This is a genomic window from Rhizobium sp. SSA_523, from assembly GCF_030435705.1.
Taxonomy (GTDB): Bacteria; Pseudomonadota; Alphaproteobacteria; order Rhizobiales; family Rhizobiaceae; genus Neorhizobium.
In genome coordinates this window covers 1,353,549-1,376,608 of sequence record NZ_CP129381.1, presented here as the reverse complement: position 1 = coordinate 1,376,608, position 23,060 = coordinate 1,353,549, and the positions used below count along the sequence as shown (strand labels likewise).

Here is a 23,060-nt window from a genome sequence, read left to right as displayed (position 1 = left end):
GCTGTCGATCCCGTCCCCATGCGTGTCGAGCTCCATTATGATATTTGATATATCGGAATGCTACTGCCTTATCAATCTTGCGACAAGGGCCATTTGCGCATCCAGCATGGCTTTTCCGCCGATGGTGACTGAGCCACGCGCTTCGGCATCCGCCATGAGGCGCGTCACGGCCGGATTGACGATGATGTCGTAGACGACCGGTGATCCGGTAAAACCACTAAGGTCGACGGGCAGCGCATCGCCTGGCTTCATCCCCAGGGGAGTGGTGTTGACGATCAGATCGAAAGCTCCGGCAGGCGCCGGTCCGGCAGAGACGCGGACTGTCGGAAATTGTGCCTGGACGCTGTCGGCGAGGACCTGGCCGCGCGTCGCGTTGCGGTTGGAGATCAACAGTTCGGCGGCTCCCGCTTGTGCGATCGCCAGTGCCGTGGCGCGACCGGCGCCACCCGCACCGAGCTGCAGAACCCGCATGCCCTTCGGCGAAAGACCGTGAGCGCTGAGGCCGGCCAGGAAACCGGGTGCGTCCAGGTTGTCGCCGAGCAGCCGGCCATCGCGGTTGCGCCGGACGAAATTGACGGCGCCGATCATTCGGGCCTCGTCCGTCAGCGCATCCAGCAAAGGCAGGATGGCCACCTTATGCGGAATGGTGACGCCGAAGCCGACGACATTGCCCATGCGGCGGATCGCCTCGACAATGGTTGCGAGGTCTTCCGGACGAACGGCAAGCGGCGACGTGGCGATATCCTCGCCGATCCCGGCGAAATAGGCATTCAGCACCGCGCTGGCGCGGACATGATCCACCGGATCGGCAAGCACGAACATGATCTTCGACGTGCCGGTGATCTCCATGGTGGCTCCTTCTCTGATCAGCCGGGCAACCGGCTGCGGCCATAGCCCTTGTAGCGTTCCAGAACCCGCGCGATTTCCTCGTCGGGAATGATTGCAGGCTCGCCGGCCTGCCGCGCCAGAATGTATTGGCGGGCCAGCGTTTCGAGCTTCACCGTCAGGTCGAAGGCCTGCTGCAGGGACGTCGCGGCAACGATCATGCCGTGATTGGCGAGCAGGCAGGCCTTGCGGTCCCGGAGTGCTGCAACGGCGCTGTCTGCCAGCGCCTTCGTCCCGAAGGTCGCATAGGGCGCGCAGGGCACATCCGTGCCGCCAAAGCTGGCAATCATGTAATGGAAGGCAGGGATCGGCTTGCCGAGGCAGGAGAGAGCGACGCAGCAATCGGCATGGGTGTGGATGACGGCCTGCACGTGCGGATAGGCATGCAGAATGGCCTGGTGCATATGCCATTCGCTGGAGGGAAGGCCATCGCCGATCGTCTCGCCATTGCGGTCCAGCCTCACCAGCCGATCCGGTGTCATATTGCCGCTATTGCCGCCGGTCGGTGTGACCAGCATGTCGTCGCCCATCCGGCAACTTACATTGCCGCTCGAACCATGGTTGAAGCCCTTGTCTTCAAGCTTTGCGACGATCTCGAGCATCGTCTTGCGCAGGTCCATCTCGTTCATGCATCTCGCTCCGGGTTCTGCATCGCGGCCAGCGCCCGGGTGAACAGGTCGACCGGACCGAGTTTTCCCGATTTCAGGCATAGGCCGATGGGATCGCTGTCGGTGGTGATTGCCGTGCCGATGCCCGGTCCGCCATAGGGACCGACTTCCAGGCCGCGTATGCCGAGGCGTTCGACAACCGAACCGGAGGTTTCTCCGCCAGCCACGACGAAGCGACGGACGCCGGCCCGGTGAAAGGCGACGGCAAGGTCGCCGACGATTTTTTCCGCCAGAGCGGCTGCGCCGTCCCTGCCATAGCGCGCCTGGGCGGCGGAGACGGCCTCGGGTGCAGCAGATGTCGAGAGGGCGACGGGTCCGGTCTCGAGAAGCGGCAGTGCCCAAAGGAGGGCTGCGTCCACCGCCGCCTCGGCACTGTCGATCTGCGTCAGGTCGATGCGCAGGACGGGGTGAGATTGCTCGAATGCGGCAAGCTGTTCGCGTGTCCGCTCGGCGCAGCTGCCCGAAAGCACAACCCCCTTGCCGAAGACCGGCCGCAGGTTTCGCGTATGGGCTTCGCCCGTGAGAAGTCCTTTTTCCCGCCAAAGCGCCGGGTAATGCTGGACGATCGTGGCATTGCCGGTCATCAGCGGCCAGTCGCAGGTGAGGTCGGCTATGGCGTCGAGATCGCGGTCATAGATCGTATCGGTGATAAAATAGCGGATATCCTGTTCGGCCAGGATCTGGACGGCCTGGGTGAGACCGGCGCCGCCCCCGCAGATGGCGGGGTGGGCGAGAGATCCGACGCGGGTCTTCGTCTGCCGCTGCAGGACGCGAACGAGATCCGGATCCGTCATCGGCGTCAACGGGTCGTGGCGCTTGGGGGATTCCGAGATGAGCTGGCTGCCGAGGAACAAATGACCATTGTAGACGGTGCGCTGCAAAGCCGGAGAGGATGGGCAGAAGGCGGTATATGGCGCGCCTGTCAATGCCATCAGCAGATCGGCGACGGGGCCGATATTTCCGTCATCGGTGGAATCGAATGTCGCGCAATATTTGAAGAAGATCTGCCGCGTGCCGCGGGCGAGCAAGGCCCGCGCCGCCCGCTCGGTGCGCGCCACGGCTTGTGCTGCCGGCACGACACGGGTCTTCTGCGCGACAACGATGGCATCGACCTGGCCGAGGCTTTCCACAGCGTCCGGATCCGTGACGAAAGCGCAGTCGATACCGCAGGCGACCAGCATCGCGGCCGTTTCCATTCCGCCTGTCAGATCGTCTGCGACGACCCCGAAGACTGGCTTGATCATCATGTCTCCACGACTGCCGCTGTTGAGCTTCTTCTTCCGTACATGATATATCAAATATTTATTTTGGGAATGGCCGGCGGTGAAAATCCTCAGCGCGCTTCACAGTTTCCGCCGGATCTTTCGCCGGTTCTTCCAGCGGATCCGCAACCGGGTCGCCGTCCGGAATGCCAACTGTTGCGGCCAGGGCGACCGATGATCGCATGCCGCGCAATCGCTCGCGCAGAACCGTCAGCAGGCCTGCGGATGCTATGACGACGATGCCGGCAAGCGCAATGGCATCGGGAAATTCGTTGAAGATCAGGGCGCCGAAGAGGACGGCCCAGGCCAGCTGCGAATAATGCATGGGCGCGATCTGGGTCGCATTGCCATAGCGCGTCGCCGAGACCAGCGCCCATTGGCCCAGCCCGTAGGACATGCCGGCAAGGGCAAGCAGGGCGCATTCTCGGAATGTCGGAATGCTGGCCCCGTGGATGAGCATGGCCACGGCATTGAGCACGAGGAGATAGAGAATGAGCGTTCCCAGAACACTCGTCGTTTTCACCTTGCCGCCGATGCGCCGCAGGATGATGACCGCCGTTCCCGTGCCGAGGCCGGTGAAGATAGCCGCCAGATGCCCGGCCTCGAACGGCTGGTGGCCAGGCTTCACGACGAGAAGCACGCCCACGAAGCCGATAGCCACGGCGAACCATCGCCATAGCCCAACATATTCCTTCAGCACCAGAGCCGACATGATCGTGACGAACAGGGGCGCCAGGAAGACAAGGGCATAGGCCTGGGCAAGCGGAATGGTGGTGAAGGCGTAGACGCCCGAAACGCTTGCCACGACGCCGCAGATGGCGCGGCCGTGCACGGCAAGAGGATGAGGGGTGCGCCAGAAGTCACGCCATCGTTCGCCAGGATGCCGCGTGGCCAGCACGGACAGCGCTGCAAAGACATTGACCATGAACGCGACCTGGAAGATCGACAAATGGCTGCCTGCCGCCTTGACGCTGGCATCAGTGACGGAAAATGCCGCATAGGCGAGCAAGGCTAGGATGTAAACGCTCTTCAAAACGGTGCGACCTGTGACCGGGAGAGGCTCGATATATCATATTTTTGCAATCCGTCGCGTGAGCATTGGTTATTTTTGCTCTTATCCCGGCGGCCGTACTTGAAACCTGGAGAAAGACGATGCGGGCGGCCGGTGGAGGAGGACAAGGAGGGGGATGTGGGATCGGCAGGCGCTGGTACTGCACCGGCCCTATAGGAGGCAATTCCAGACCGCTTGTTTCCCGGTTTGCAGCGGCAGCTGCGCAGTGGAGCGCCTGTTTTTCCTCCACAGACCGTGCCTGTCCGAGATCGGCAATGGCCGGCGTGTGGAAGCGGCTCATCACGTTTTCGGCCAGCTTTCTTGTTCCTGGCGGGCTCAGCCAAGCGCCGGCGGAACACCATTTCCACAAGGCCTGCGGCTATGAGAACTTCAACATCCACCTGGGATCACCCTGGAATAGCGTGTCCTGGACGGGATCGGAAATCCGGATTGAGCTTCCAGGGCGGGAATGGCGCTGCGACCATGTGTTTGCCGCGACGGGTGTCACGGTTGACATGAGCCGGCGGCCCGAACTGTCCCGACTGCATGAACTGGCTGCCCTTTGGCGAGACCGGTTCACTCCCATGGATGGAGACGTCGACAGCCCCCGACTGAACTTCCCCTATCTGGACAGGCATTACCGGTTCACGCCGCGGGTTCCCGGATCCGCGCCTGGCATCGATCGCGTCTTTGCCTTCAACGCCCTTGCAACCATGAGCATGGGCGGGCTCTCGGCCGTTTCCATCGGTGCCTTTCGCTTTGGCACGCGCAAACTGGTGGATGCATTGATGGAAAGACTGTTCGACGAGCAGGTAGAGCACCTCGTTCCCTATTTGGAGACCTTCGATAAGCCTGGTGTCATAGTGCCCCAGAATATGCAATTGAAGCTAAAGCAGGAAGCACTGAGACTTGCACAGCGAGAGACGATGGATGCCTGAGGCAAGATTCCAGATCGACAATGTCCTCCTCCCCGGCATGGGGTCCGTGCAGCCTATCCTGATCGAGAGCGGAATGGTTTCCGCCATCGGCCAGGGATCAAGGACCGGCATTAAAACCTACGACGCCGCGGGCGCTTTGTTGCTGCCTGGGTTTGTGGACGCGCACATTCATCTTGATAAGGCAATGCTCCTCGGCCGATGCCCGATCTGCGAAGGGAACTTGAAGGAAGCGGTTCGCCTGACGGCAGTGTGCAAATCGCAATTCACGGAGGAGGATGTCTACGCGCGCGGTTCAGAGGTTCTCGACATGGCCTTCCGGTCGGGCACACGAGCCATGCGAACCTTTGTCGAGGTCGATCCGCGGGTCGGCATGCGGAGTTTCGATGCTATCCGCAGGCTTGCCGCAGACTGGGCCCATCTCATCGATTTGCAGATCTGTGCCTTCGCCCAGGAGGGTGTTACCGACGAAACGGAAACGCTCGCCTTGCTTGCCAAAGCGTTGGAAGCCGGAGCGACAGTGGTCGGCGGATGTCCCTATACCGACGCTGATCCGCATGCGCATGTCGAGCTCATCTTCGATCTTGCGGAACGGTTTGGCGTTGATGTCGATTTCCACGTCGACTTCGATCTTGATCCGGAGAATTCGATCCTTCCCAAGATCATCGCGGAGACGGACCGACGTTCCTATCATGGCCGTGTCGTGGTCGGCCACGCGACCAAATTCGCGGCCTTTTCGGCCGATAGACGTGCCGGGCTCGCTGCCGGAATGCGAGAGTCAGGCATTTCGCTGGTCGTCTTGCCAGCAACAGACGCTTTTCTGAATGGTGATCGCTCAGACCCGATGAGGCCGCGCGGTCTGGCGCCCGCCTCCGACCTTGCCGGGGCCGGCGTGGATGTGGCGATCGCAACGAATAATGTCGAGAATTTCTTCACGCCCTTCGGCGATGCCTCCCTGCTGCGGATGGCGCAATTTTACGCCAATCTGGAGCAACTGGCCGCCGATCATTCACTCGATCGCGTGCATGCGATGATTTCGGATATACCGGCGCGCATGACCGGTCTTGCCCTGCCGGACCTTGCGATTGGCGCTGCGGCAGACTTCATCCTGGTCAAAGCTCGATCCGCGGCAGAAGCGATCCGTCGCAACGCTCCAGTCACTGCCGTGATCCGCAGCGGACGGATGCGCCTTTGGGCGCCCGTCCAACCCATTTGCCGGAGCCTGTGATGTCCACTTCGCTCGCAGTCAGTCCCCACCCCCAGGCAACGGACATCGGCAATCGCCTGCTCGCGGAGGGTCGATGTGCTGCCGAAGCCGCGGTTGCCATGGGGGCCCATCTTTCCGTGGCAATGCCGCACTTTTGCGGAATCGGCGGCGATGCGGTCTGGATGTTGGCCGATGCCGGTGGACATGTCAGAGCTTTGTCGGGCATCGGGCGTGCATTTGCCTTCAGCGACCAGGTCACTCGAATTGCGACGCGGGGACCGGGATCGATCCTGACCACGTGCGGTGCAGTCGCCACCTGGATCACGGCGCTGGAAGCCAGCGGCCGTTCCGACACGGATATTGCGGCGCTGCTGCAACCCGCCATATCGGCAGCGCGGGATGGCATCATCGTGACCGCCTCACAGGATTTCTGGCGCGAAAAGCGTGACGCCGAAATGTCTGGCTGGCCCGGTTTTTCTAATTTTGCAGACGCGCGCTGCGGTTCTAAACTCATTCAGCCGGAACTGGGCGAAAGCCTGGAGATCCTTGCGCGGGAAGGTTTGCGCAGCTTCTATGAAGGAAGCCTGGCGGCGCGGATTCTGGCTGATCTTCATATGCTTGGTGTCGATGCCACCGCCGCCGATCTGGCGTCGCTCGACTGTCTGAACGAGGCACCGCTGTCGCTCGCCTACCGTGATAGCGTGCTCCACGCGCCGCCGCCACCAACCCAGGGCGTGACCACGCTGGAGATCATGGGCATTCTTGAGCGGCTGGCGCCTCCCAAATCCAGGGCAGACGAGGTTCACCTGATGGTCGAGGCGGTGAAACGGGCTTTCCTGGACCGTCGCCTTATCGACGACGGACCGGAAGCCATGGCTCTGGCCAAGGCCTTTCTATCGGATACGCATCTGGTGAGGCAGTCAGAGGCAGTAGACCCGGCTCGCGCTGCACCTTGGCCGCAGGTTTTCCAGGAGGCCGACACTGTCTATTTCGCCGCGCGCGATAAAAATGGCAATTGCGTCTCCGCATTGCAGAGTACCTATTTTGATTGGGGGAGTGGTTGCAGGCTGGGCCGCACCGGGATCATATGGCATAATCGGGGCGCCGGCTTCTCGCTTGGATCAGGCCGAAATCGACTTGCCTCGGGCCGGCGGCCATTCCATACGCTCAACCCTGGAATTGCAACCCGCAACGGCGTGCCCTGGCTTCTATACGGAACCCAGGGGGCCGATGGCCAGCCCCAGACGCTGACCGTCCTCTTGCGCCAGGCGATCGACCACAAGCTGATGCCGAAAGAAGCGCTCGCGGCCCCCCGCTTTCTTTTGGGAAAGACCTTCTCGGATAGCGGCGAAAGCTTGAAGATCGAGGTCAGCGGCATCGAAGACGAGCTGGCCGCCCTGGGGCATCAGATCAGCCCTTTGCCGACGCTCAGCCCGCTGGCCGGGCAGGCTGGCATGATCCGTATCGAAGGCGACACGGTCATCGGGGCGCATGATCCGCGACATTAGGCTTATTCTTTTCGAAGACGGCCAGGGGTCGGGGATGAGGACAAGGCGATTTCGCACGCCCAATATTTGGCAAGACCGATTGAGGCCCGCCCGGCGGTTACTGCGGCAGATAGGCCTCTCCGCCCTTCGCGATGATCTCCTCCTCGCTGAGATGCCTGTGCCAGTGCGAGTAGAGCACGAAGCGATCGCGGGGAAGGCCGAGTTCCTTCTTGAGATGCCGATGGATCGCACTAAAGGCCCGATGCTCGCATCCGCCCCAGACAAAGGCCCTGTCCAGCTGGTCGGGCCATCGGACCGTGCGTATCGCATCCTCCAGCAAGGTCGTCGTGCCGGCGGCAGCGCCGTTGCGGTGCAGCCAGACAACCGCCATGCCGGCCGGACAGCGAAGGGGAAGCTCGTCGGCTTTGCTGTCCACCTCGATGAAGGCTTGGCCGGCCGCGGTGGCAGGCAGGGATTCAAGGACCCTCGCAATACCGGGCAAAGCGGTCTCATCTCCAATCAGAACATGAAATTCTGCGGGTTTTGGGCCCATGGCGGCGGGGCCGAGGATGCCGGCAAGGTTACCCGGGCGCGCCTCCATGGCCCAACGGGTTGCCGGACCGGGATGGGCGTGAAGCGCAAAGTCGATCGTGATTTCCTCGGCGGCGGCATCGATATGCCGGATCGTGTAGACCCGTGTCGGCACGGCTTTGTCGTCGGGCCACACGACATGGCCGCGGTGGTCGAGCATCGGCCATCGCGGTTCATCTGTGCCACGAGGCTGGAAGATGAGTCGACAGTGGAACTGGTCGTCGCGATCATACCGTTTGAGGTTCTTCCCCCGGAACACGATCCGGCGGACGCGGGGAGCAATGTCTTCGACGGATTTCACATGCAGAATACGAAGATCAGCGGGCAGGGCCGGTTCGGCATGATCTCCTTCCCACCGGATCTCCAGCTTCTCGCGGGCGGCGATGAAGCCGATCGGTCCGACGAGCGCATGCTTTAGCCGATTGAGGCCGCCTGCGTTGTTGGCTTCGGCCGTCAGCTTGAAGCCCTTTGCGGTCGCTTCGAACGTGGCAGTGCCGAACGGTGAGCGGATATGATGAACTCCAGCGGCTTCTTCAACAGTCATATCGTGGGTTGCGATCGACTCGACGATCGGCTCCACATATTCGCTGATGTTCTCAAACCGAACCATTGCGCTTGCGCGATATCGTTTGTTCATAACCAGTGACATCCGGATTGCTCCTTGAACTCAAATCGAGGCCCATAACGGCCCCTCAATAGGAAATGCCGCGAAATCGCGATTGATGCGATCGAGGATGGCTGCAGGGTCGAGATCGGCGCATCGCTCGGGATGCAGCCATTTCGCGGCTTGCGCGACGAACAGGATGTTGAGCGGAAGATTTGTGATCAGGCCGGTCCAGATCCCATGAACGCGCTGTGCGCGAACGCTCGCCAAGTGGTGGAAGGCAGGCCTTCCGTCGATCAGGCGCTGCAGACCCTGCCGGCCAAGGGCAGGGTCGATGCCAGGTCCGATCGCGGGACGGCTGCCCGAGGCCCATCCGCCGCCAGAGGCTATGTACACGTCGTGGGGCGTTGACAGTAGATATTCGAGCGAGAGCTTTTCGAACCACGGAGCGGTCACGCCCGGCAAGGGTTGTCCGCCGGCAAGTGCTAGCAGATCGCCCCAGACTTTTCGCCCTGCCGCCCAGCAGCAATCGTCAAGGGTGGATTGGACTTCCAGATAGGTCGTGACCGGTGTCGTGCCTTCAAGGCGTGCCGTTATCCCTGCCAGTTCTCGTTCATAAAAGGCGATGAACGCGTTCGCCTTTGTCAATGTGCCGAGCAGTCCGCCCCACATTTTCATAGCATTCTTGAGTTCGGCAACAGGACCGGCTGTGGGCTCGCCGGCGTTGGTATTGCTCGATGCATCGCTGAAGACGACGGGAATACCGAACTGCTTCAGCCTTTCCACCATTGGATCCGCATCGCCCTGCGGCGTCATGAAGGCAGTCGTGACAACGAGATCAGGTGCCAGGGCGATTAGCCCTTCCAGTGAAACCGTATCGGGAGACTGCTTGCCGACGGTGCTAACGGGATAGCCGTTGGTCAGGCGCTCTTGCAGGCGCTCGCTGTCGATCCGATCGACAGCCGCCCAGCCCACGACGAGCGAGGCGGGATCCTCGTGCAAGAGGGACATGGTCACAAGATCGTGTGCCTCAAGAAGGATGATCCGTTCTGGCAAAGCGCGAAGTCGCACCTCGCGCCCAGCCATGTCCGTCACGCTTATTGGTTGTCCCTCAGCCGTCGCGGGCCGGATCTGCGAGAGGATGCCGGCGGCGGCGAGGGATGTGCACAAAAGGCGTCTTGTTAACGTCACTGACGCCTCACCACTTATATTTCAGGCCGGCCAGCACCGTGCGGCTGTTGCCGTATTGGCAATAATAGTCGGAACTGCAGGAGGAATAATATGCCTTGTCGAGCAGGTTCGTGACATTGAGCGTTGCCTGAAGCCCTTTCAGGCTTGGGTTCTTCGCTCCGAAATCATAACGGAGTGCGGCGTCCAGCAGCGTGTAGCCATCGGCCTTCACCGTATTTGCGTCGTTGCTGTAGCTGGAGCCGACAAAGCGTGCGCCCCCGCCAAGGCTCAAACCCTCCAGCGCGCCGGTTTCGATCACGTAGTTTGCCCAGAGCGAAGCGTGGTAGCGCGGCACGGCCTGTGGACGATTGCCGATGATCGACGCGATGCCGGATTCGGAAACTTCTGTGTCGAGCAGAGAGACGGCCGCTATTAGTTCAAGGTTGCTGGTCAGATTACCTCTGGCTTCGAACTCCACGCCCCGCGAATGGATCTCGCCCTGCTGTTCGTTGAAGCCGCTTGAAGCATTGTAGTAGACGACGTTTTGCTGGCGGATGTCAAAGGCGGATAGGGTGAAGACGGCGTCCAGCCGCGCCGGCTGGTACTTGATCCCTACCTCGTACTGTTCCGCTTCCGTCGGTTTCAGGGGATTGCCGTCCGCTCCCAGACTGGTCGTCGGTTCGAATGAGGTGGAGTAGCTGACATAAGGCGCTATACCGTTATCGAACAGATAAAGCAGGCCCGCTCGATAGCTCGTCGCGCTGTCAGATCGCTCGGTTGACGTGCGGGTGAGGCGATTATCCGTATCCTGATTTGCCCAATCGTGCCGGACGCCGAAGACACCGCGCAGGCTGCCGATTTCGATCTGGTCCTGAAGGTAGATACCCGTCTGGCGGAGCGTCTGATCGCTATCGACCGCAGCCATGAACGGGCCGACCGGCTGACCATAAACGGGGTTGGTGACATCGAGCGATGGTGCGCCACCGAGAAAATACTTCCAGCTGCTGGTGGAGCGCTGGATGTCGAGGCCTGCAAGAAGCGTATGACGCACGGCGCCAGTCTCAAGGTTGAACTCCGCCTGATTATCAAAAGAAAAACCACGCGCGTCTTCGATGGAATGCACAGCCCAGCGAGGGACAATACCGGTTGCCGACATCGGGCCGTTCATCTGGAGCGACTGCATGTCGGTGTCAACGCCCGAATAGCGGAAGTTCGAGCGTACCGTCACCTGGTCATCGAAATTGTGCTCGAGCCTATAGCCAACGCCATACTGGGTGCGCTCGAAAGCGTCATAGTCTGGATCTCCAACATTGAGGTCGCGGCGCAAGAAGCCGGCATAGCCTGCAGGCGCCAGAAAGCTCGGATACAGCGAATTAAAATAGCCGCCTTCCGGATCCCGTTGATAATAGCCGGAGATCACCAGCGACGTGTCTGCGTCCGGCTGCCACTTCAGAGATGGCATCACGCCAAGGCGCTGCTCGTCGACATGGTCATAGCGCGTGCCGGAAGACCGGCCGATGACCGCAAGCCCGTACTGCACCGTGCCATCGGAGGTGACAGGTCCGGTAGAGTACAGTCCGCTCTGGACCCGTCCGTCCGGTCCCACCTCGAGCCGCACCTCATTCGATTGGATGTCGGACGGCTCCCGGCTCACCTGATTGACGAGGCCGCCGGGGCTGATCTGCCCATAGAGGAGGGCGGAAGGCCCCTTCAGCACGTCCACATGATCCAGGAAGAAGGGATCGATGGATGGAGTAGCGAAAGCTTGCCCGCGCTGCATTCTCAAGCCATCCAGAAAGCTGATATAGCTGGTGGCGGTGCCGAATGCGCCGAAGCCGCGGAGAAACACCGAATCATAGCGCGAATTTGAATCCCGATCGGAAAGGACGCCGGCGGTATAACGCAGCGCCTCGCTGACGGTCTGGGAATTCTGGTCGTCGATCTGCTTGCGCGTGACGGTCGTGACCGATTGCGGCGTCTCTGTCAGCGGCGTCACGGTTTTGGTTGCGGAGCGGGCGGATCTGGCGACAATGCTGTCCGACGTGTCAGCACTCGTGCCGTCGCCCTGCACCAAGACGGGCGCCAATTGGGTCGTCTGCTCCTGAGCCCATCCTCCCGAAGCGATGAGAAGGATGGCGGTTCCCGCCATGAAAGATTTGCATCGAAACATCTGCCCCACGATTTTCCCCATGGTCAAAGCCTGCCGCATCGCCTACTTCCATAAATCAAACGGGACCGTCCTGTCCAGTAAATATGAAAGAGACAGTCAACATTTGGATTGGCAAGACACGGGCCGCGCTCCAAAATGCGCTGTTGCAATTGCAGGAGGAAGAAAATGACATCTCACGTCATGCAGGTACCGCGGCGTGTCGGTCGGCCTTCCAAAGCAGACAAGGACGCTGCTGCGGAGCGGATCATCGGCGCGGCGACGAACCTGTTCGCCACGAGGGGATTTGCCGGGACCTCCATGGAGCAGGTTGCCGCACATTCTGGCGCAGGCAAGGACACGGTGTATCGCCGTTACCCATCCAAAGTGGCCTTGTTCGAAGCGGTTGTGGACCACGCGCATCAGCGCGCCATTGCCAGGCTCGAAACGATGCCCGCGGCCAGCGGCACCGCGCTTGAGCGGCTTCAAGCCTTGATGCTAGCCATGCTGCATATTAACATGGAGCCCGACCTCATTGCGTTGAAGCGTATCACCTTCAGCGAGGCCGTTGTCTTTGAGAAAGACGGTCCGATACCGCCGCAGCCGGATCCGATCATGGAGAAGCTCGTGGATGCAGTCGCTGAGGCACAAGCGGCGGGATCAATCGCCGAGGGTGACGCCAAAGCGATCGCCAGCCATCTGATACACTGTCTTGTCGCGCTGCCGACGGCCGCGGCGATGACGGGGAGTCACGCATTCGATGCCAGCGGGAGTGTCAAAGAGCATTTTGACAGAACCTGGCCCTGGCTCATCAATGGCGTGAGGGGAGGCGCTGTGTCCTAGGCCGCCGAAGGCGGGCTATGTCGGGCGTTGTGGGTGAGGCCGCGCGCGACAGTGTAGCGGACGATGCGATGCGATGCGTATGGCCTTGCCTTGCCCACAAGCGGATCGATGCCGCTTTTCTTACGGCGGAGGAGATGTGAGCGACCGGAGTTCTCGTGTCGGTTTCGAAGGCATTGCAGGGACTGAAACTTGCTCGCCACCGGGCGCTTCTGATGCCGTGGCACTTACGTCTCCTGATTCGGCTCACTCGCTTTTGAAAGACAGCCGAATAAGCTGACTGTTCATCGCCGCCCTCTGGCATTCAAGAAGCAGCCCATTGTCGATGCGACCGGTTGAGTGAACCAGTAGGACCGGCGCATTGGTTGGGCACTGCAGAAGGGCGGCTTCCCTTTCTGTCGGTAGCCCGGCCGCCACGGTTGTCGATACGCGGCGCAGCTGTCCCAACCCTTCGCGCAGAGCGATCTTAGTCAGGGAGTCCGTTTCTTTCAGTTTCTGGTCCAGGTCCTGCACAAGGTCTGCGCGGATGTGGCGCACCGTCAGGATGAACGGCACCTCGTCGCCGAGGATGAGCGCGGTGACGCGCAACAGAGGATGACCGGTTCCGATACGCAGTATATGGGCCATCTCGTCATCTGCCGGAACTTCCTGGCTGTCCATCATGCGGATTGCGGATCGGACACCCTGTCGATCCAGGACATCGCGGAACCGGGAGGTGGCATCTACCTCATAGGTTAGGCCCGTCTGCATGACGAAGGAGCCGCGACCGTTCACACTCCGGATTAATCCTTCTTGTGACAGAGCCAGATAGGCGCGTCGCACAGTGTTTCGGCTGACGCTGTACTGTTTCGAAAGATCGAATTCCGGCGGGACCTGGCTGCCGGGCAGCAGCTCTCCCAAGCGGATGGCCTTCTTCACCGCCTGATAAACCCTGAACCATTGCGGCTCCATCCATCAACTCCGACTCTGCTTTCCTGGAGCTGTACCTACAGCTGTCATGTGCATTTCACAATGAGTCCCTAAACAAATCCCTATCGAGGCGGCCAGGCCAAGAGTGAACATACCGCCCGGCAAATGCAGATCATCGTCACGTTATCGCCGACGCTTCATCACGCCGGACGCGGGTTCCCCGCGTCGTTGCGGCACGCCCTTTGCTCGCTGTTTTCAAGAAGGTTAAGACAATGACTGGATTTACCCGCCGCCATCTCCTTTCCCTTTCGGCTGCGTCAACGGCCGCCTTTGCCATACCGCGCTTTGCCAGGGCGCAATCCGCCGAGCGTCCTGCCGTCACGGTGGCAGTCCAGCGCATTTCCAATTCCAACACCCTGGAGATGTTGACGGAACAGTCAAATGTCGGCGCTCGCATTTACACGAGTTATGCCGAAACCTTGCTCGGTAATGACTGGATCGGCGACATGTCGCTGAAGTCGCAACTGGCGATCAGCTGGAACCGCATCGACGATCTGACGGTCGATGTGGACCTGCGGGAGGGCGTGAGATTTCACAATGGCGACATGATGACTGCCGAAGATGTGGCCTTTTCTTATGGCCCCGATCGGATGTGGGGCGGCGGAACCTTTGAGGTTCCCGCCAACGTCACGGCGGTCGCGCGCCAGGCTCTTCCGGCCTTCGAGCGCATCGAGGTGCTCGGGCCGCACAAGATCCGTCTGCACAACAATGCCATAGATCCTGTCCTGGAAGGCCGCCTCTCGGCGTCGATCGGCATGATCGTCAACAAGCGCGCCTTCCTGGCAGCCAAGAGCTGGATGGACTGGGCACGACAGCCAGTCACCACGGGTCCTTATGCCGTTGCCGAATACAAGCCTGATTCCGTGCTGACGCTCTCCGCATTCGATGATCACTGGGAAGGCCGCCCGCCGCTTCGCCAGATCCGCTTCGTCGAGACGCCAGAGACGGCGTCGCGCATCAACCTCCTGCGTTCCGGTGGTGCTGATTTCGCTTGTGACATTCCTCCTGACCAGATTGCGACAGTGGAAGCCGATAAACGCTTCAAGGTTGTCGGAGGACCGATCAACAACACCCGCTACACTGTGTTCAATAAATCCCATCCGGTTCTGGCCAATGCGCTGGTTCGCCAGGCTCTGACCCACTCAGTCGACCGAAACCTGATCGTCGAAGCCCTGTGGAGCGGCCGTACCGAAGTGCCACGGGGCCTACAATGGACCTTCTATGGCGATTTCTACATCGCCGATCACGACAATCCCGCCTACGATCCGGATAAGGCACGAGCGCTGTTGCGCGAGGCCGGCTACAATGGCGAGCCGATCCCTTACCGAGTCCTGAACGACTACTATACCGCCCAGACGGCCACCGCTCAGATCAATACGGAAAACTGGCGCTCTGTCGGCCTCAACATCAAGCTGCAGATGGTGGAAAACTGGGGCCAGATCAGCGAAGGCGGGCCGGAAACCCGCGGCATTCACGACTGGTCGGCGGCCGCCACCCTGCCTGACCCTTATGTCCAGATGAGCGGATCCTGGGGTCCTGCCGGGTCTCCATGGAGGAACAACCAGTGGCGCAACGAGGAGTTTGGTGCGCTCTCGAAGGAACTCGGTTCCAGCACGGATCGCACCCGTCGCATCGCGGTGTGGCGACGCATGCTGCAGATTATCGAGATCGAAGATCCGGCCTATGTGGTCTTGCACCGCAATGCGTCCTTCACGGCCAAGCGGGCAGATATCAACTGGGCACCCGCCCAATCTTTCGTGATGGATTTCCGTCGCCATAATTGGGGCGCTTGAGGTCATGGCGTTCGTCCAGATCCAGAACCTTACGGTCGCATTCGGTCGCGCGCCAGCTCTCCGTGGCATCAACCTCTCGGTAGAGCGTGGCGAAGCAGTCGGTCTGGTTGGCGAGTCCGGTTGCGGGAAATCCGTAACCTGGCTTGCAGCACTCGGCCTTCTGCCTGCTTCGGCTACGGTGCGTGGTTCCGTCCTCGTTGACGGTAGCGAAATTCTTGGTGCCCCGAAGGCACGGTTGGAGCCGGTGCGCGGCGGTCGGATCGCCATGATCTTCCAGGATCCGGCTGCAAGCCTCAATCCGGTCCACCGCATCGGACGCCAGATCGCCGAAGCGCTTGGCCTGCATCGCGGCTTGACCGGCCAGAGCGCGAGGGCCGAGGTCATGCGCCTGCTGGATCTGGTCGGGATCCCCGATTCAAGGAACCGCATCAATGCCTATCCGCACGAGTTGTCAGGTGGGCAGAACCAGCGCGTGATGATTGCCATGGCGCTGGCGGGCGAGCCTGATCTTCTGGTGGCGGATGAGCCGACCACAGCGCTCGACGTCACCATCCAGGCACAGATCCTCGATTTGCTGACAACGCTTCGCCGCGATACCGGAATGGCGCTGGTGCTGATTTCGCATGATCTGGGCGTCGTTGCGGAAACCTGTTCCAGCATTGCTGTGATGTATGCTGGCCGGATCGTTGAAGAGGCGCCGAGCGGACAGATCTTCGCCCGTCCAAGTCACCCCTATACGCGCGGGCTCATGGGAGCCTTGCCGCCGCTTAACGGGGCACGCAGGCGGTTGGTCGCCATTCCCGGCAGTGTGCCGGAAGCGGCGCATATGCCGCAGGGATGCGCTTTCGCACCTCGCTGTTCTGCGGCAACCGATCGCTGCACGGAAGTGGACCCGGTGCCCCTGCCACTGACGCACGAGCATAGCGCCGCCTGCATTCATGCACGGCCTTATCAGGCTGCGGATGAGCTAGCGTTCAAGTCCGCACACAATGCGCGCGAAAGGGCAATGCAATGAGCATGGGTGCATCAGCCTTGCTCGAGGCGCGTGATCTTTCGCGCAGCTACTCGATGCGGCGCGGCGTCCTGGGGCGACCTCATCCCGTTCGCGCGGTGGACAATGTTTCGCTCACGGTGGCGCGTGGGGAAACGCTGGGACTGGTCGGCGAGTCCGGTTGCGGAAAATCGACGACGGCGCGGCTGGTGCTGGGCATCGAACCAACCGACACCGGCTCCGTCACCTTCGACGGCATGGCGTTGCCGCAGGATGGCACCAAGGCTTGGGCGAGCCTCCGCCAACGCATGCAACTGGTCTACCAGGACCCCTTGGCCGCTCTGGACCGACGTCTGACCCTCGGTGTGCAGATCGGCGAACCGCTGGACATTCACCGGATCGGCACTCTTTCGGAAAGAGAGGAAAGAATCGCGGCCGTGATGGAAGAGGTCGGCTTGCAGCCGCATCATGCCGCCCGTCATCCACAATCGCTGTCCGGCGGGCAGCGTCAGCGCGCAGTGATTGCCCGTGCACTTGTCACCAATCCGGATCTTCTCGTCTGCGACGAACCGATCAGCGCGCTCGATGTGTCAATTCAGGCCCTGGTGCTGAACCTGCTCAGCGATCTGCAGGAGCGGCTCAAGATGGGCATGCTGTTTGTCAGTCACGATCTGAGAGCCGTGCGCCAGATCAGCCAGCGTGTTGCGGTGATGTATCTCGGGCGCATCGTCGAGGAGGGCGATCCGGACGCGGTGCTGCACGATCCGGCCCACCCTTACACGCAGGCTCTGGTCTCGGCCATTCCCCACCCGGGGAAGAGGGCGAGCCGTGTGGTCCTGCAGGGTGATCCGCCCAATCCCGCCAACCGCCCGGCAGGCTGTGCCTTTCATCCGCGCTGTCCTGTCGCTTCCGCGACTTGCCGCGAGCAAGTGCCGCAACTGAAACCTCGCCGCAGCGATGGCCGACGCGTCGCCTGTCATGTGGTGCATGGGGAGGCTGCACCTGGCCGCACCCCCGTTTCGCTGGAGACCTGCTGACATGCTGCATTATCTACTGCTCCGGCTGCTGCGGGCCGCCGTCAGCATCGTCATGGTCGTGACCTTTGTGTTCGTGGTTTTGCGCCTTTCGGGCGATCCGGCCATGGTGATCATGGGTGCCGATGCGCCGCCGGAGGCCATTGATGCCTTTCGGAAGGCCTGGGGTCTCGATCAGGCACTGTGGATCCAGTATTTCTCGTTCTTCGAGGCGATTTTCAGCGGCGAACTCGGGCGCTCCATGCGCGATGGCCGCGACGTGGTGTCCGTTGTTTTGGAAAGAGTTCCCTCGACACTGGCCCTGACCATTCCGGCCTTTCTGGTAAACCTCCTTGTGGGTGTACCTGCCGGCGTTTATGCCGCACTCCACCGCAACTCGTTCATTGACCGCCTCGTCATGGTGATGGCGGTCACGGGCTTTGCCGTTCCTTCGTTCATCCTGGCCATGCTGTTGGTGCTGATTTTCTCTGTCAGTCTCGGCTGGCTGCCATCGGCAGGGCAGGACAGCTGGGTGAACGCCATTCTTCCGATTGCGACGATGGGCTTTGGCGGCGCAGCACTTCTGGCGCGCTTTACCCGTAGCGCCATGCTGGAAGTGCTCGGCCAGCCTTACATCCGCACAGCGAGTGCCAAGGGCCTGTCGTGGTCGGCTGTGGTCTGGCGTCATGCACTGCAAAACGCGGCTATCCCCACAATCACCATCATCGGCTTCATGCTGGGCGGCCTGGTCGCGGGTGCCGTTGTTGTTGAGAGTGTCTTTTCCTGGCCGGGGGTTGGAAGGCTTCTCGTCGTGTCGGTCGCCAACAGGGATCTCGCCGTCGTGCAGGCCGTCGTCCTGATGATCGCCATGACGATGGTCGCAGCCAACATGATCGTGGATGTTCTCTACGGCCTGGTCGATCCGCGCATGCATGGGCAGGCAAGGCCGGCGCGGTGATGATGTTCCTCGCCGCCTTGAACCTGTCTCGTCGCTGCCCGCTCAGAACTTGAAGGAGCAAACCATGGTCGAAGCCACCTCTTCACTCGTCGCGGCCGAGAATTCTCCTGCAGCAAGGCCTACAGCACTGCTGGAGCGCGTCAAACGCATGCCGATCCTGATCAGCATTGCCGTCCTGTGGCTTGTTGTGATGCTGGCGGTTGCCGTCTCGGCCGACCTGATCTCCCCATACCGTTTCACCCAGATGGATCTCCGCAACCGCCTGAGCCTGCCGGTCTTCATGGGCGGTAGCTGGGCGCATGTGCTTGGAACGGATGAGTTGGGTCGCGACGTTCTGTCGAGACTTATCACTTCGATACGCATGAGCCTGCTGATTGCGTTCGGCGCGACCATTATCGGCGCCGTGATCGGCGTGACGCTGGGTTTCGTGGCCGCACATTTCCGCGGTATCGTCGAGCAGGCGCTTTTGGCGCTGGTTGATTTTTCCGCTGCCATTCCCTTTCTTGTGCTGGCGCTCGCTGTGCTTGCGTTTTTCGGCAATTCGCTGGTGCTGTTTGTCTGCCTGCTTGGTTTCCATGCGTGGGAGCGCTATGCGCGCATCGCCCGCGGCCTTGCCATCAGTGGCCGGATGCATGGCTATGCCGCGGCCGTACATCAGTTGGGGGCGTCGCCCTGGCGACTCTACGGCCGCCATATCCTGCCCAATATAGCTTCCACACTGATCGTTTCGATGACGCTTGCCTTCCCTGAGATCATTCTCTTGGAAAGCGGCCTTTCCTTCCTCGGTCTCGGCATTCAGCCGCCGAACACTTCGCTCGGCAACATGGTTGGCTTTGGTCGCGAATATCTCTCCTCGGCTCCCTGGATCATGCTGGCGCCGGCCTTCGTCATCACCACCACCGCGCTCTGTGTTTCGCTTCTCGGCGACTGGCTGCGCGACCGGCTCGATCCGACCCTTTCCTGATCTGCCACCCTCAACAGCATTCTGCTTCACATAAAGAAGGACTACACCCATGTCTGACCTGCCCATTCTTGGCGCCGCCATGACGTTGAAGGACGTTGAACTGAACCGCGACTGGCTGCTGGAAAAGCCGCGCGATCTCGAACTGCAGGATTTCGTTCCAGCCGAGGTTCTGACAGGCGACTGGCAGCCGCTGGTGGAGCGCGCGAAGCAGCTTCTCGATGGCCATCAGGGCCGTCTTGGCATGCATGGTCCTTTCATGGGCCTCAATGTCGCCTCCGCTGATCCGGATGTGCGGGCCGTGGTGGCGCGCCGCATGGATCAGGCGCTTGACGTGGCGGCTGCGCTCGACATCACCCAGATCGTCATCCATAGCCCCTATACGACCTGGATGCACAACAATCTCGACAATTGGCCGGATCAGCGCCAGCGGGTGATCGACATGACGCACCAGACACTGGATGCCGCTGTAAAGCGCGCCGAGATCCAGGGTTGCGTCTTTGTGCTGGAAAATATCGAGGACAAGGATCCCGCCGAACGCCGCCGTCTGGTGGAAGACTTCAACTCGCCCGCATTTGCTCTATCCATTGATACGGGTCATGCGGCCTATGCCGCCGGGTCGACCGGTGCGCCGCCGGTCGATTACTTCGCCCATGACGCCGGCAATCTTTTGCAACACGTGCACCTTCAGGACGCCGACGGCTATGCGGATCGTCATTGGCCGCTCGGCCATGGCAACATCAACTGGCGTGCCGTCTTCGCACGCTTGGCCGTCATCACCTCCAACCCGCGCCTGATCATCGAGATCCGCGACAAGAGCCAGATCCAGGCCTCTGCCGCCTATCTCGCAGAGCTCGGCCTTGCTCAGTAAGCCGTGACGGTCAAACGGGCGAAGGCTGACCACGGGTCAAACCTTCGCCAGCCGTGCGCGGCGAAGCCTCGACCGCCACGGCGTCCAAGCCCTGCTCCTGGAGCGCCCGCCGCGCATGCGCCGCAACAAGATAGCGGCCCACCAGATCCGAGAATGCGTCTGCCTTCATGCCGCGGATTCCGATAGCGTCCAGCTCGATCATGTGGCGCTTCGGCTTGACCTTGTTGTAGAAGGAAAACCGGGTCCGGCTGGGCAGAGGCTCGTTTGGGTCCAGGTAAAGTTGCAGGGCGAAGCGGGTGGAGGCATAGACCTGATAGCCGTTGACCGCGTCCCACCGTACAGGCTCGCTCAGCCAGGGCGAGCGCAAGAATTCCGGCGTGAAAACCATCAATGGCCGGGCGGCCCGGCGGCGATAGAAGACGACAGCGGCAAGGCACAGGAGCATACCGAAACCGAGCACCCCTGTGAGGATGGCCCTGTGGCTCTCATTTCCGCCGAATCCCATCTCATAGGGGAAGAGATAGGTGCAGGCGAGGAAGACGCCGAAAAGTACGATGATGAAGATCATGGCGCCTGCCATCGGCCCGGTATTCTCATGGACCACCAGCTCCGGCTCGGTCACCCCGGCGGCGGCCGTCTTCAGTTCCTCCCGGTATTCCGTGCGAACGGCGCTGGCATTGCGCAGGAAGTCTGCGGAGAGTTCGCGGCAAAGCTGATCCCAGGACGGGAATGCCCGTCTGCCGAAAGATGCCATGCCTGGATCAGGGCGTCGGGTCGCATGCGAAAGGAGCGTGTCATCAACTGAAACGCCGAGCGCCTGGATGCGCTGGATCGTCGGAGGGTGGCTATCGGTCGGGTGGGCCTGGCGGTCTTCCAGATGCGCGGCCGGATCGACAAAGCCTTGATTGGCGGCCACACTCGCGATGGCCGCAACAAGATCCGGCCCAAGCCCCTCATTTCCGCGAAAGGCATCGTTCAAGACAAAATGCACACAAGGGTCGGCAATATGGACGCGCACCAGCGCGGACGCGGCACCGCCTGTGCCGCTGACCGCGCTGCCGTGGCGATCCGCTTCGAACTCGCGCAGCCGGCTCCAATGGGCAACAGCGGTATCAAAGCGGGACAGGGCGTGGTAACCGAGGCGAAGGCCCGCGGCGATGCCAAAATCACCATTGATATCAGCCCGGTAGAGTGCGTCCAGCGAACGCTGCAGGCTGGAATAGATCGGCACGAAGCGCTGCGAATACCGGGTATCCTCGCCTGCAAAATGCGCAAGCTCGTGGCCGACAATGGCTGCGATCTCGGCGGTGTCGAGAAGCTCCAGCATAGGGGCCGGCATGTGCAGGGTCCGCCCCTCGATCAGCCGCTCCTCGGGAAGAAGCAGAAGCCGGCTCTCGGTCACGTAGAAGCCGCTGGTCAGGCCGACGACGATGGTGTCCGGCGCGCCGGCCTCCATGCGTGTCGCCAGATTGCGGACGAATGTCCAGAGCGCAGGCGCCTCGTGCTCGGTCACGACACGCGCCCTTTCTATGATCGGCTCCGGCTCCACCAGCGCGAAGACGCGGCGCAAGCCGCGGACGGCGGTGATGGCGCAATACAGCGCGACGCCGGCGAGGATGATGCCGATCAGCCCCAGTTTTACGGCATTGCCTGAGAGATTGCCCCAGAATGGCAGCGTCAGGGTTTCGAAGACGGTGGCGCCGACGCCTGCAAAGCCAAGGCCGAGCATGACGGCAGCCAGGAAGAACGGCAGCGTGATCCTCAGCCAGGTGAAACTGCGCACCAGCTGGTCGCGCGAGCGGCGCGCCGAGAGGCCGGCAAGGCTTGATCCAAGCAGGCCGACCGCGCCGCCCAGCAAGGCAAGGACTCCCCCGGCTATCGTGACATAGGCAAAGGGATGCCGGATTTCTGCGACGGTCTGGACAAGCTCGGTCTCACCAAGCGCATTTTCCAGCTGCGCAACGGCCATCGAGGCCGGGAAAGAACGCCCGCCTTCAAAGCGGATCATCGTTCCCGGCGCGTCGGCCGCAATCGGGCGGATTTCATCGAGTGAGCGGGTGATGTCCTGTACATTGGCTTGAACCGCCTGTCTGGCGTCGACGGACCGATCCAGCTGCCAAATGCCGAACCCGGCAAGCGCCAGCGGCAGCAGGATCAGCCAGAAGCCTGATATCAAGGCCGGCGGTATGCGGCGCCTGGCTGTGTCGGTGGTCGCTTGCGCATCGGTCATGACGTCTTCCTGTCCCGGTATCTTGCCAAATTCCCCAAAAGCCTGGTGAAGCTTGAGAGAACGCCGCCGAAGGCGATCGCGTGGTCCACAGAACTGTCTCGCTCGGCGGTCTTCCAATGTCCTGCCGTGACGATTGATCAGTGCTTCCTCGCCTGCATCTAAGGTTGCGAAGGGATAGGTAGCACCGGCGATCGAAAAGTGTAGCGAGGCGCGAAGGATTTCACGGAGCGCTCGGCATGGGAGCTGTGCGGGGGACTGCAAAGGGCAATTGCGCGGTCTGCGCGGCCTTCTTCGGCCGGCTGACGGGGGGCATCGTCAGCGCCATTTCGGTGCGGCGCTGGCTGACCGTGGCGGCTATCCGGGGCGACCCTCCGGCGCGACCATTCCGCGGGGCTGCAGCTGACGCCGCTTTAGGCAAATGCCCACCG

General features: G+C 61.4%; 19 protein-coding genes. 10 read left to right on the top strand and 9 right to left on the bottom strand.

All coding sequences use genetic code 11. The features are described 5' to 3' along the window. Nucleotides 1–60: 60 nt before the first annotated feature. From QTJ18_RS07495 to QTJ18_RS07480, 4 genes are read right to left on the bottom strand one after another with little or no spacing between them, the layout of a single operon-like run. Nucleotides 61–849, bottom strand: coding sequence for a shikimate dehydrogenase family protein (locus tag QTJ18_RS07495; protein ID WP_252754073.1), 789 nt, complete (start codon nucleotides 847–849; stop codon nucleotides 61–63). Nucleotides 850–866: 17 nt separating this feature from the next. Then, nucleotides 867–1,514 (bottom strand): class II aldolase/adducin family protein, encoded by a 648-nt coding sequence (locus QTJ18_RS07490; RefSeq protein ID WP_252754074.1) that lies wholly within the window; start codon nucleotides 1,512–1,514, stop codon nucleotides 867–869. After that, nucleotides 1,511–2,800, bottom strand: coding sequence for a 3-oxo-tetronate kinase (otnK, locus tag QTJ18_RS07485; RefSeq protein ID WP_252754075.1), 1,290 nt, complete (start codon nucleotides 2,798–2,800; stop codon nucleotides 1,511–1,513). Before otnK ends, QTJ18_RS07490 begins: the two co-directional genes overlap by 4 nt. A 55-nt stretch (nucleotides 2,801–2,855) precedes the next feature. Then, nucleotides 2,856–3,848 (bottom strand): DMT family transporter, encoded by a 993-nt coding sequence (locus QTJ18_RS07480; RefSeq protein ID WP_252754076.1) that lies wholly within the window; start codon nucleotides 3,846–3,848, stop codon nucleotides 2,856–2,858. 293 nt (nucleotides 3,849–4,141) lie between these two features. On the opposite strand from QTJ18_RS07480, the gene QTJ18_RS07475 reads away from it, so the two are divergent. Genes QTJ18_RS07475 through QTJ18_RS07465 form a run of 3 tightly spaced genes read left to right on the top strand, consistent with a single transcriptional unit; the run spans nucleotide 4,142 to nucleotide 7,516 of the window. Continuing rightward, nucleotides 4,142–4,804, top strand: a complete 663-nt coding sequence (locus tag QTJ18_RS07475) for a hypothetical protein (protein WP_252754077.1) — start codon at nucleotides 4,142–4,144, stop codon at nucleotides 4,802–4,804. After that, on the top strand, nucleotides 4,797–6,029 hold the full coding sequence (locus QTJ18_RS07470; protein WP_489672074.1) for an amidohydrolase family protein: 1,233 nt from the start codon (nucleotides 4,797–4,799) through the stop codon (nucleotides 6,027–6,029). Before QTJ18_RS07475 ends, QTJ18_RS07470 begins: the two co-directional genes overlap by 8 nt. Next, a complete protein-coding gene (locus QTJ18_RS07465; protein WP_252754078.1) occupies nucleotides 6,029–7,516 on the top strand; it encodes a gamma-glutamyltransferase family protein in 1,488 nt (495 codons plus the stop codon). The genes QTJ18_RS07470 and QTJ18_RS07465 overlap by 1 nt, the downstream gene beginning before the upstream one ends. A 97-nt stretch (nucleotides 7,517–7,613) precedes the next feature. Here the strand turns inward: QTJ18_RS07465 and QTJ18_RS07460 are convergent, their stop codons facing one another. The 3 genes from QTJ18_RS07460 to QTJ18_RS07450 all read right to left on the bottom strand — a co-directional run bounded on the left by QTJ18_RS07460 (nucleotide 7,614) and on the right by QTJ18_RS07450 (nucleotide 12,009). After that, nucleotides 7,614–8,723 (bottom strand): siderophore-interacting protein, encoded by a 1,110-nt coding sequence (locus QTJ18_RS07460; RefSeq protein ID WP_252754079.1) that lies wholly within the window; start codon nucleotides 8,721–8,723, stop codon nucleotides 7,614–7,616. A 30-nt stretch (nucleotides 8,724–8,753) separates the two neighbouring features. After that, nucleotides 8,754–9,776: an ABC transporter substrate-binding protein gene (locus QTJ18_RS07455; RefSeq protein ID WP_252754223.1), complete on the bottom strand. Its 1,023-nt coding sequence runs from the start codon at nucleotides 9,774–9,776 to the stop codon at nucleotides 8,754–8,756. 112 nt (nucleotides 9,777–9,888) lie between these two features. After that, a complete protein-coding gene (locus QTJ18_RS07450; RefSeq protein ID WP_489672077.1) occupies nucleotides 9,889–12,009 on the bottom strand; it encodes a TonB-dependent siderophore receptor in 2,121 nt (706 codons plus the stop codon). A 186-nt stretch (nucleotides 12,010–12,195) separates the two neighbouring features. Here QTJ18_RS07450 and QTJ18_RS07445 point away from each other — a divergent pair, with 186 nt between their 5' ends. Next, nucleotides 12,196–12,849 (top strand): TetR/AcrR family transcriptional regulator, encoded by a 654-nt coding sequence (locus tag QTJ18_RS07445; RefSeq protein WP_252754081.1) that lies wholly within the window; start codon nucleotides 12,196–12,198, stop codon nucleotides 12,847–12,849. Nucleotides 12,850–13,092: 243 nt separating this feature from the next. On the opposite strand, the gene QTJ18_RS07440 is transcribed toward QTJ18_RS07445, so the two are convergent. Further along, nucleotides 13,093–13,797 (bottom strand): GntR family transcriptional regulator, encoded by a 705-nt coding sequence (locus QTJ18_RS07440; RefSeq protein ID WP_252754082.1) that lies wholly within the window; start codon nucleotides 13,795–13,797, stop codon nucleotides 13,093–13,095. 230 nt (nucleotides 13,798–14,027) lie between these two features. Here QTJ18_RS07440 and QTJ18_RS07435 point away from each other — a divergent pair, with 230 nt between their 5' ends. From QTJ18_RS07435 to QTJ18_RS07410, 6 genes are all read left to right on the top strand, one after another. Continuing rightward, on the top strand, nucleotides 14,028–15,608 hold the full coding sequence (locus QTJ18_RS07435) for an ABC transporter substrate-binding protein (RefSeq protein WP_252754083.1): 1,581 nt from the start codon (nucleotides 14,028–14,030) through the stop codon (nucleotides 15,606–15,608). Nucleotides 15,609–15,612: 4 nt separating this feature from the next. Then, nucleotides 15,613–16,623 (top strand): ABC transporter ATP-binding protein, encoded by a 1,011-nt coding sequence (locus QTJ18_RS07430; protein WP_252754084.1) that lies wholly within the window; start codon nucleotides 15,613–15,615, stop codon nucleotides 16,621–16,623. After that, complete coding sequence (locus tag QTJ18_RS07425; protein WP_252754085.1) at nucleotides 16,620–17,636, top strand: ABC transporter ATP-binding protein; 1,017 nt, start codon at nucleotides 16,620–16,622, stop codon at nucleotides 17,634–17,636. Before QTJ18_RS07430 ends, QTJ18_RS07425 begins: the two co-directional genes overlap by 4 nt. A gap of 1 nt (nucleotide 17,637) precedes the next feature. Continuing rightward, complete coding sequence (locus QTJ18_RS07420; protein WP_252754086.1) at nucleotides 17,638–18,570, top strand: ABC transporter permease; 933 nt, start codon at nucleotides 17,638–17,640, stop codon at nucleotides 18,568–18,570. Between the two features lie 148 nt (nucleotides 18,571–18,718). Then, a complete protein-coding gene (locus QTJ18_RS07415) occupies nucleotides 18,719–19,534 on the top strand; it encodes an ABC transporter permease (protein WP_252754224.1) in 816 nt (271 codons plus the stop codon). 49 nt (nucleotides 19,535–19,583) lie between these two features. Continuing rightward, nucleotides 19,584–20,402, top strand: coding sequence for a sugar phosphate isomerase/epimerase family protein (locus QTJ18_RS07410; RefSeq protein WP_252754087.1), 819 nt, complete (start codon nucleotides 19,584–19,586; stop codon nucleotides 20,400–20,402). A 10-nt stretch (nucleotides 20,403–20,412) separates the two neighbouring features. On the opposite strand, the gene QTJ18_RS07405 is transcribed toward QTJ18_RS07410, so the two are convergent. Continuing rightward, nucleotides 20,413–22,632 carry a M48 family metallopeptidase gene (locus QTJ18_RS07405; protein WP_252754088.1) on the bottom strand — a complete coding sequence of 740 codons (2,220 nt, stop codon included), beginning with the start codon at nucleotides 22,630–22,632 and terminating at the stop codon, nucleotides 20,413–20,415. Nucleotides 22,633–23,060: the final 428 nt, after the last annotated feature.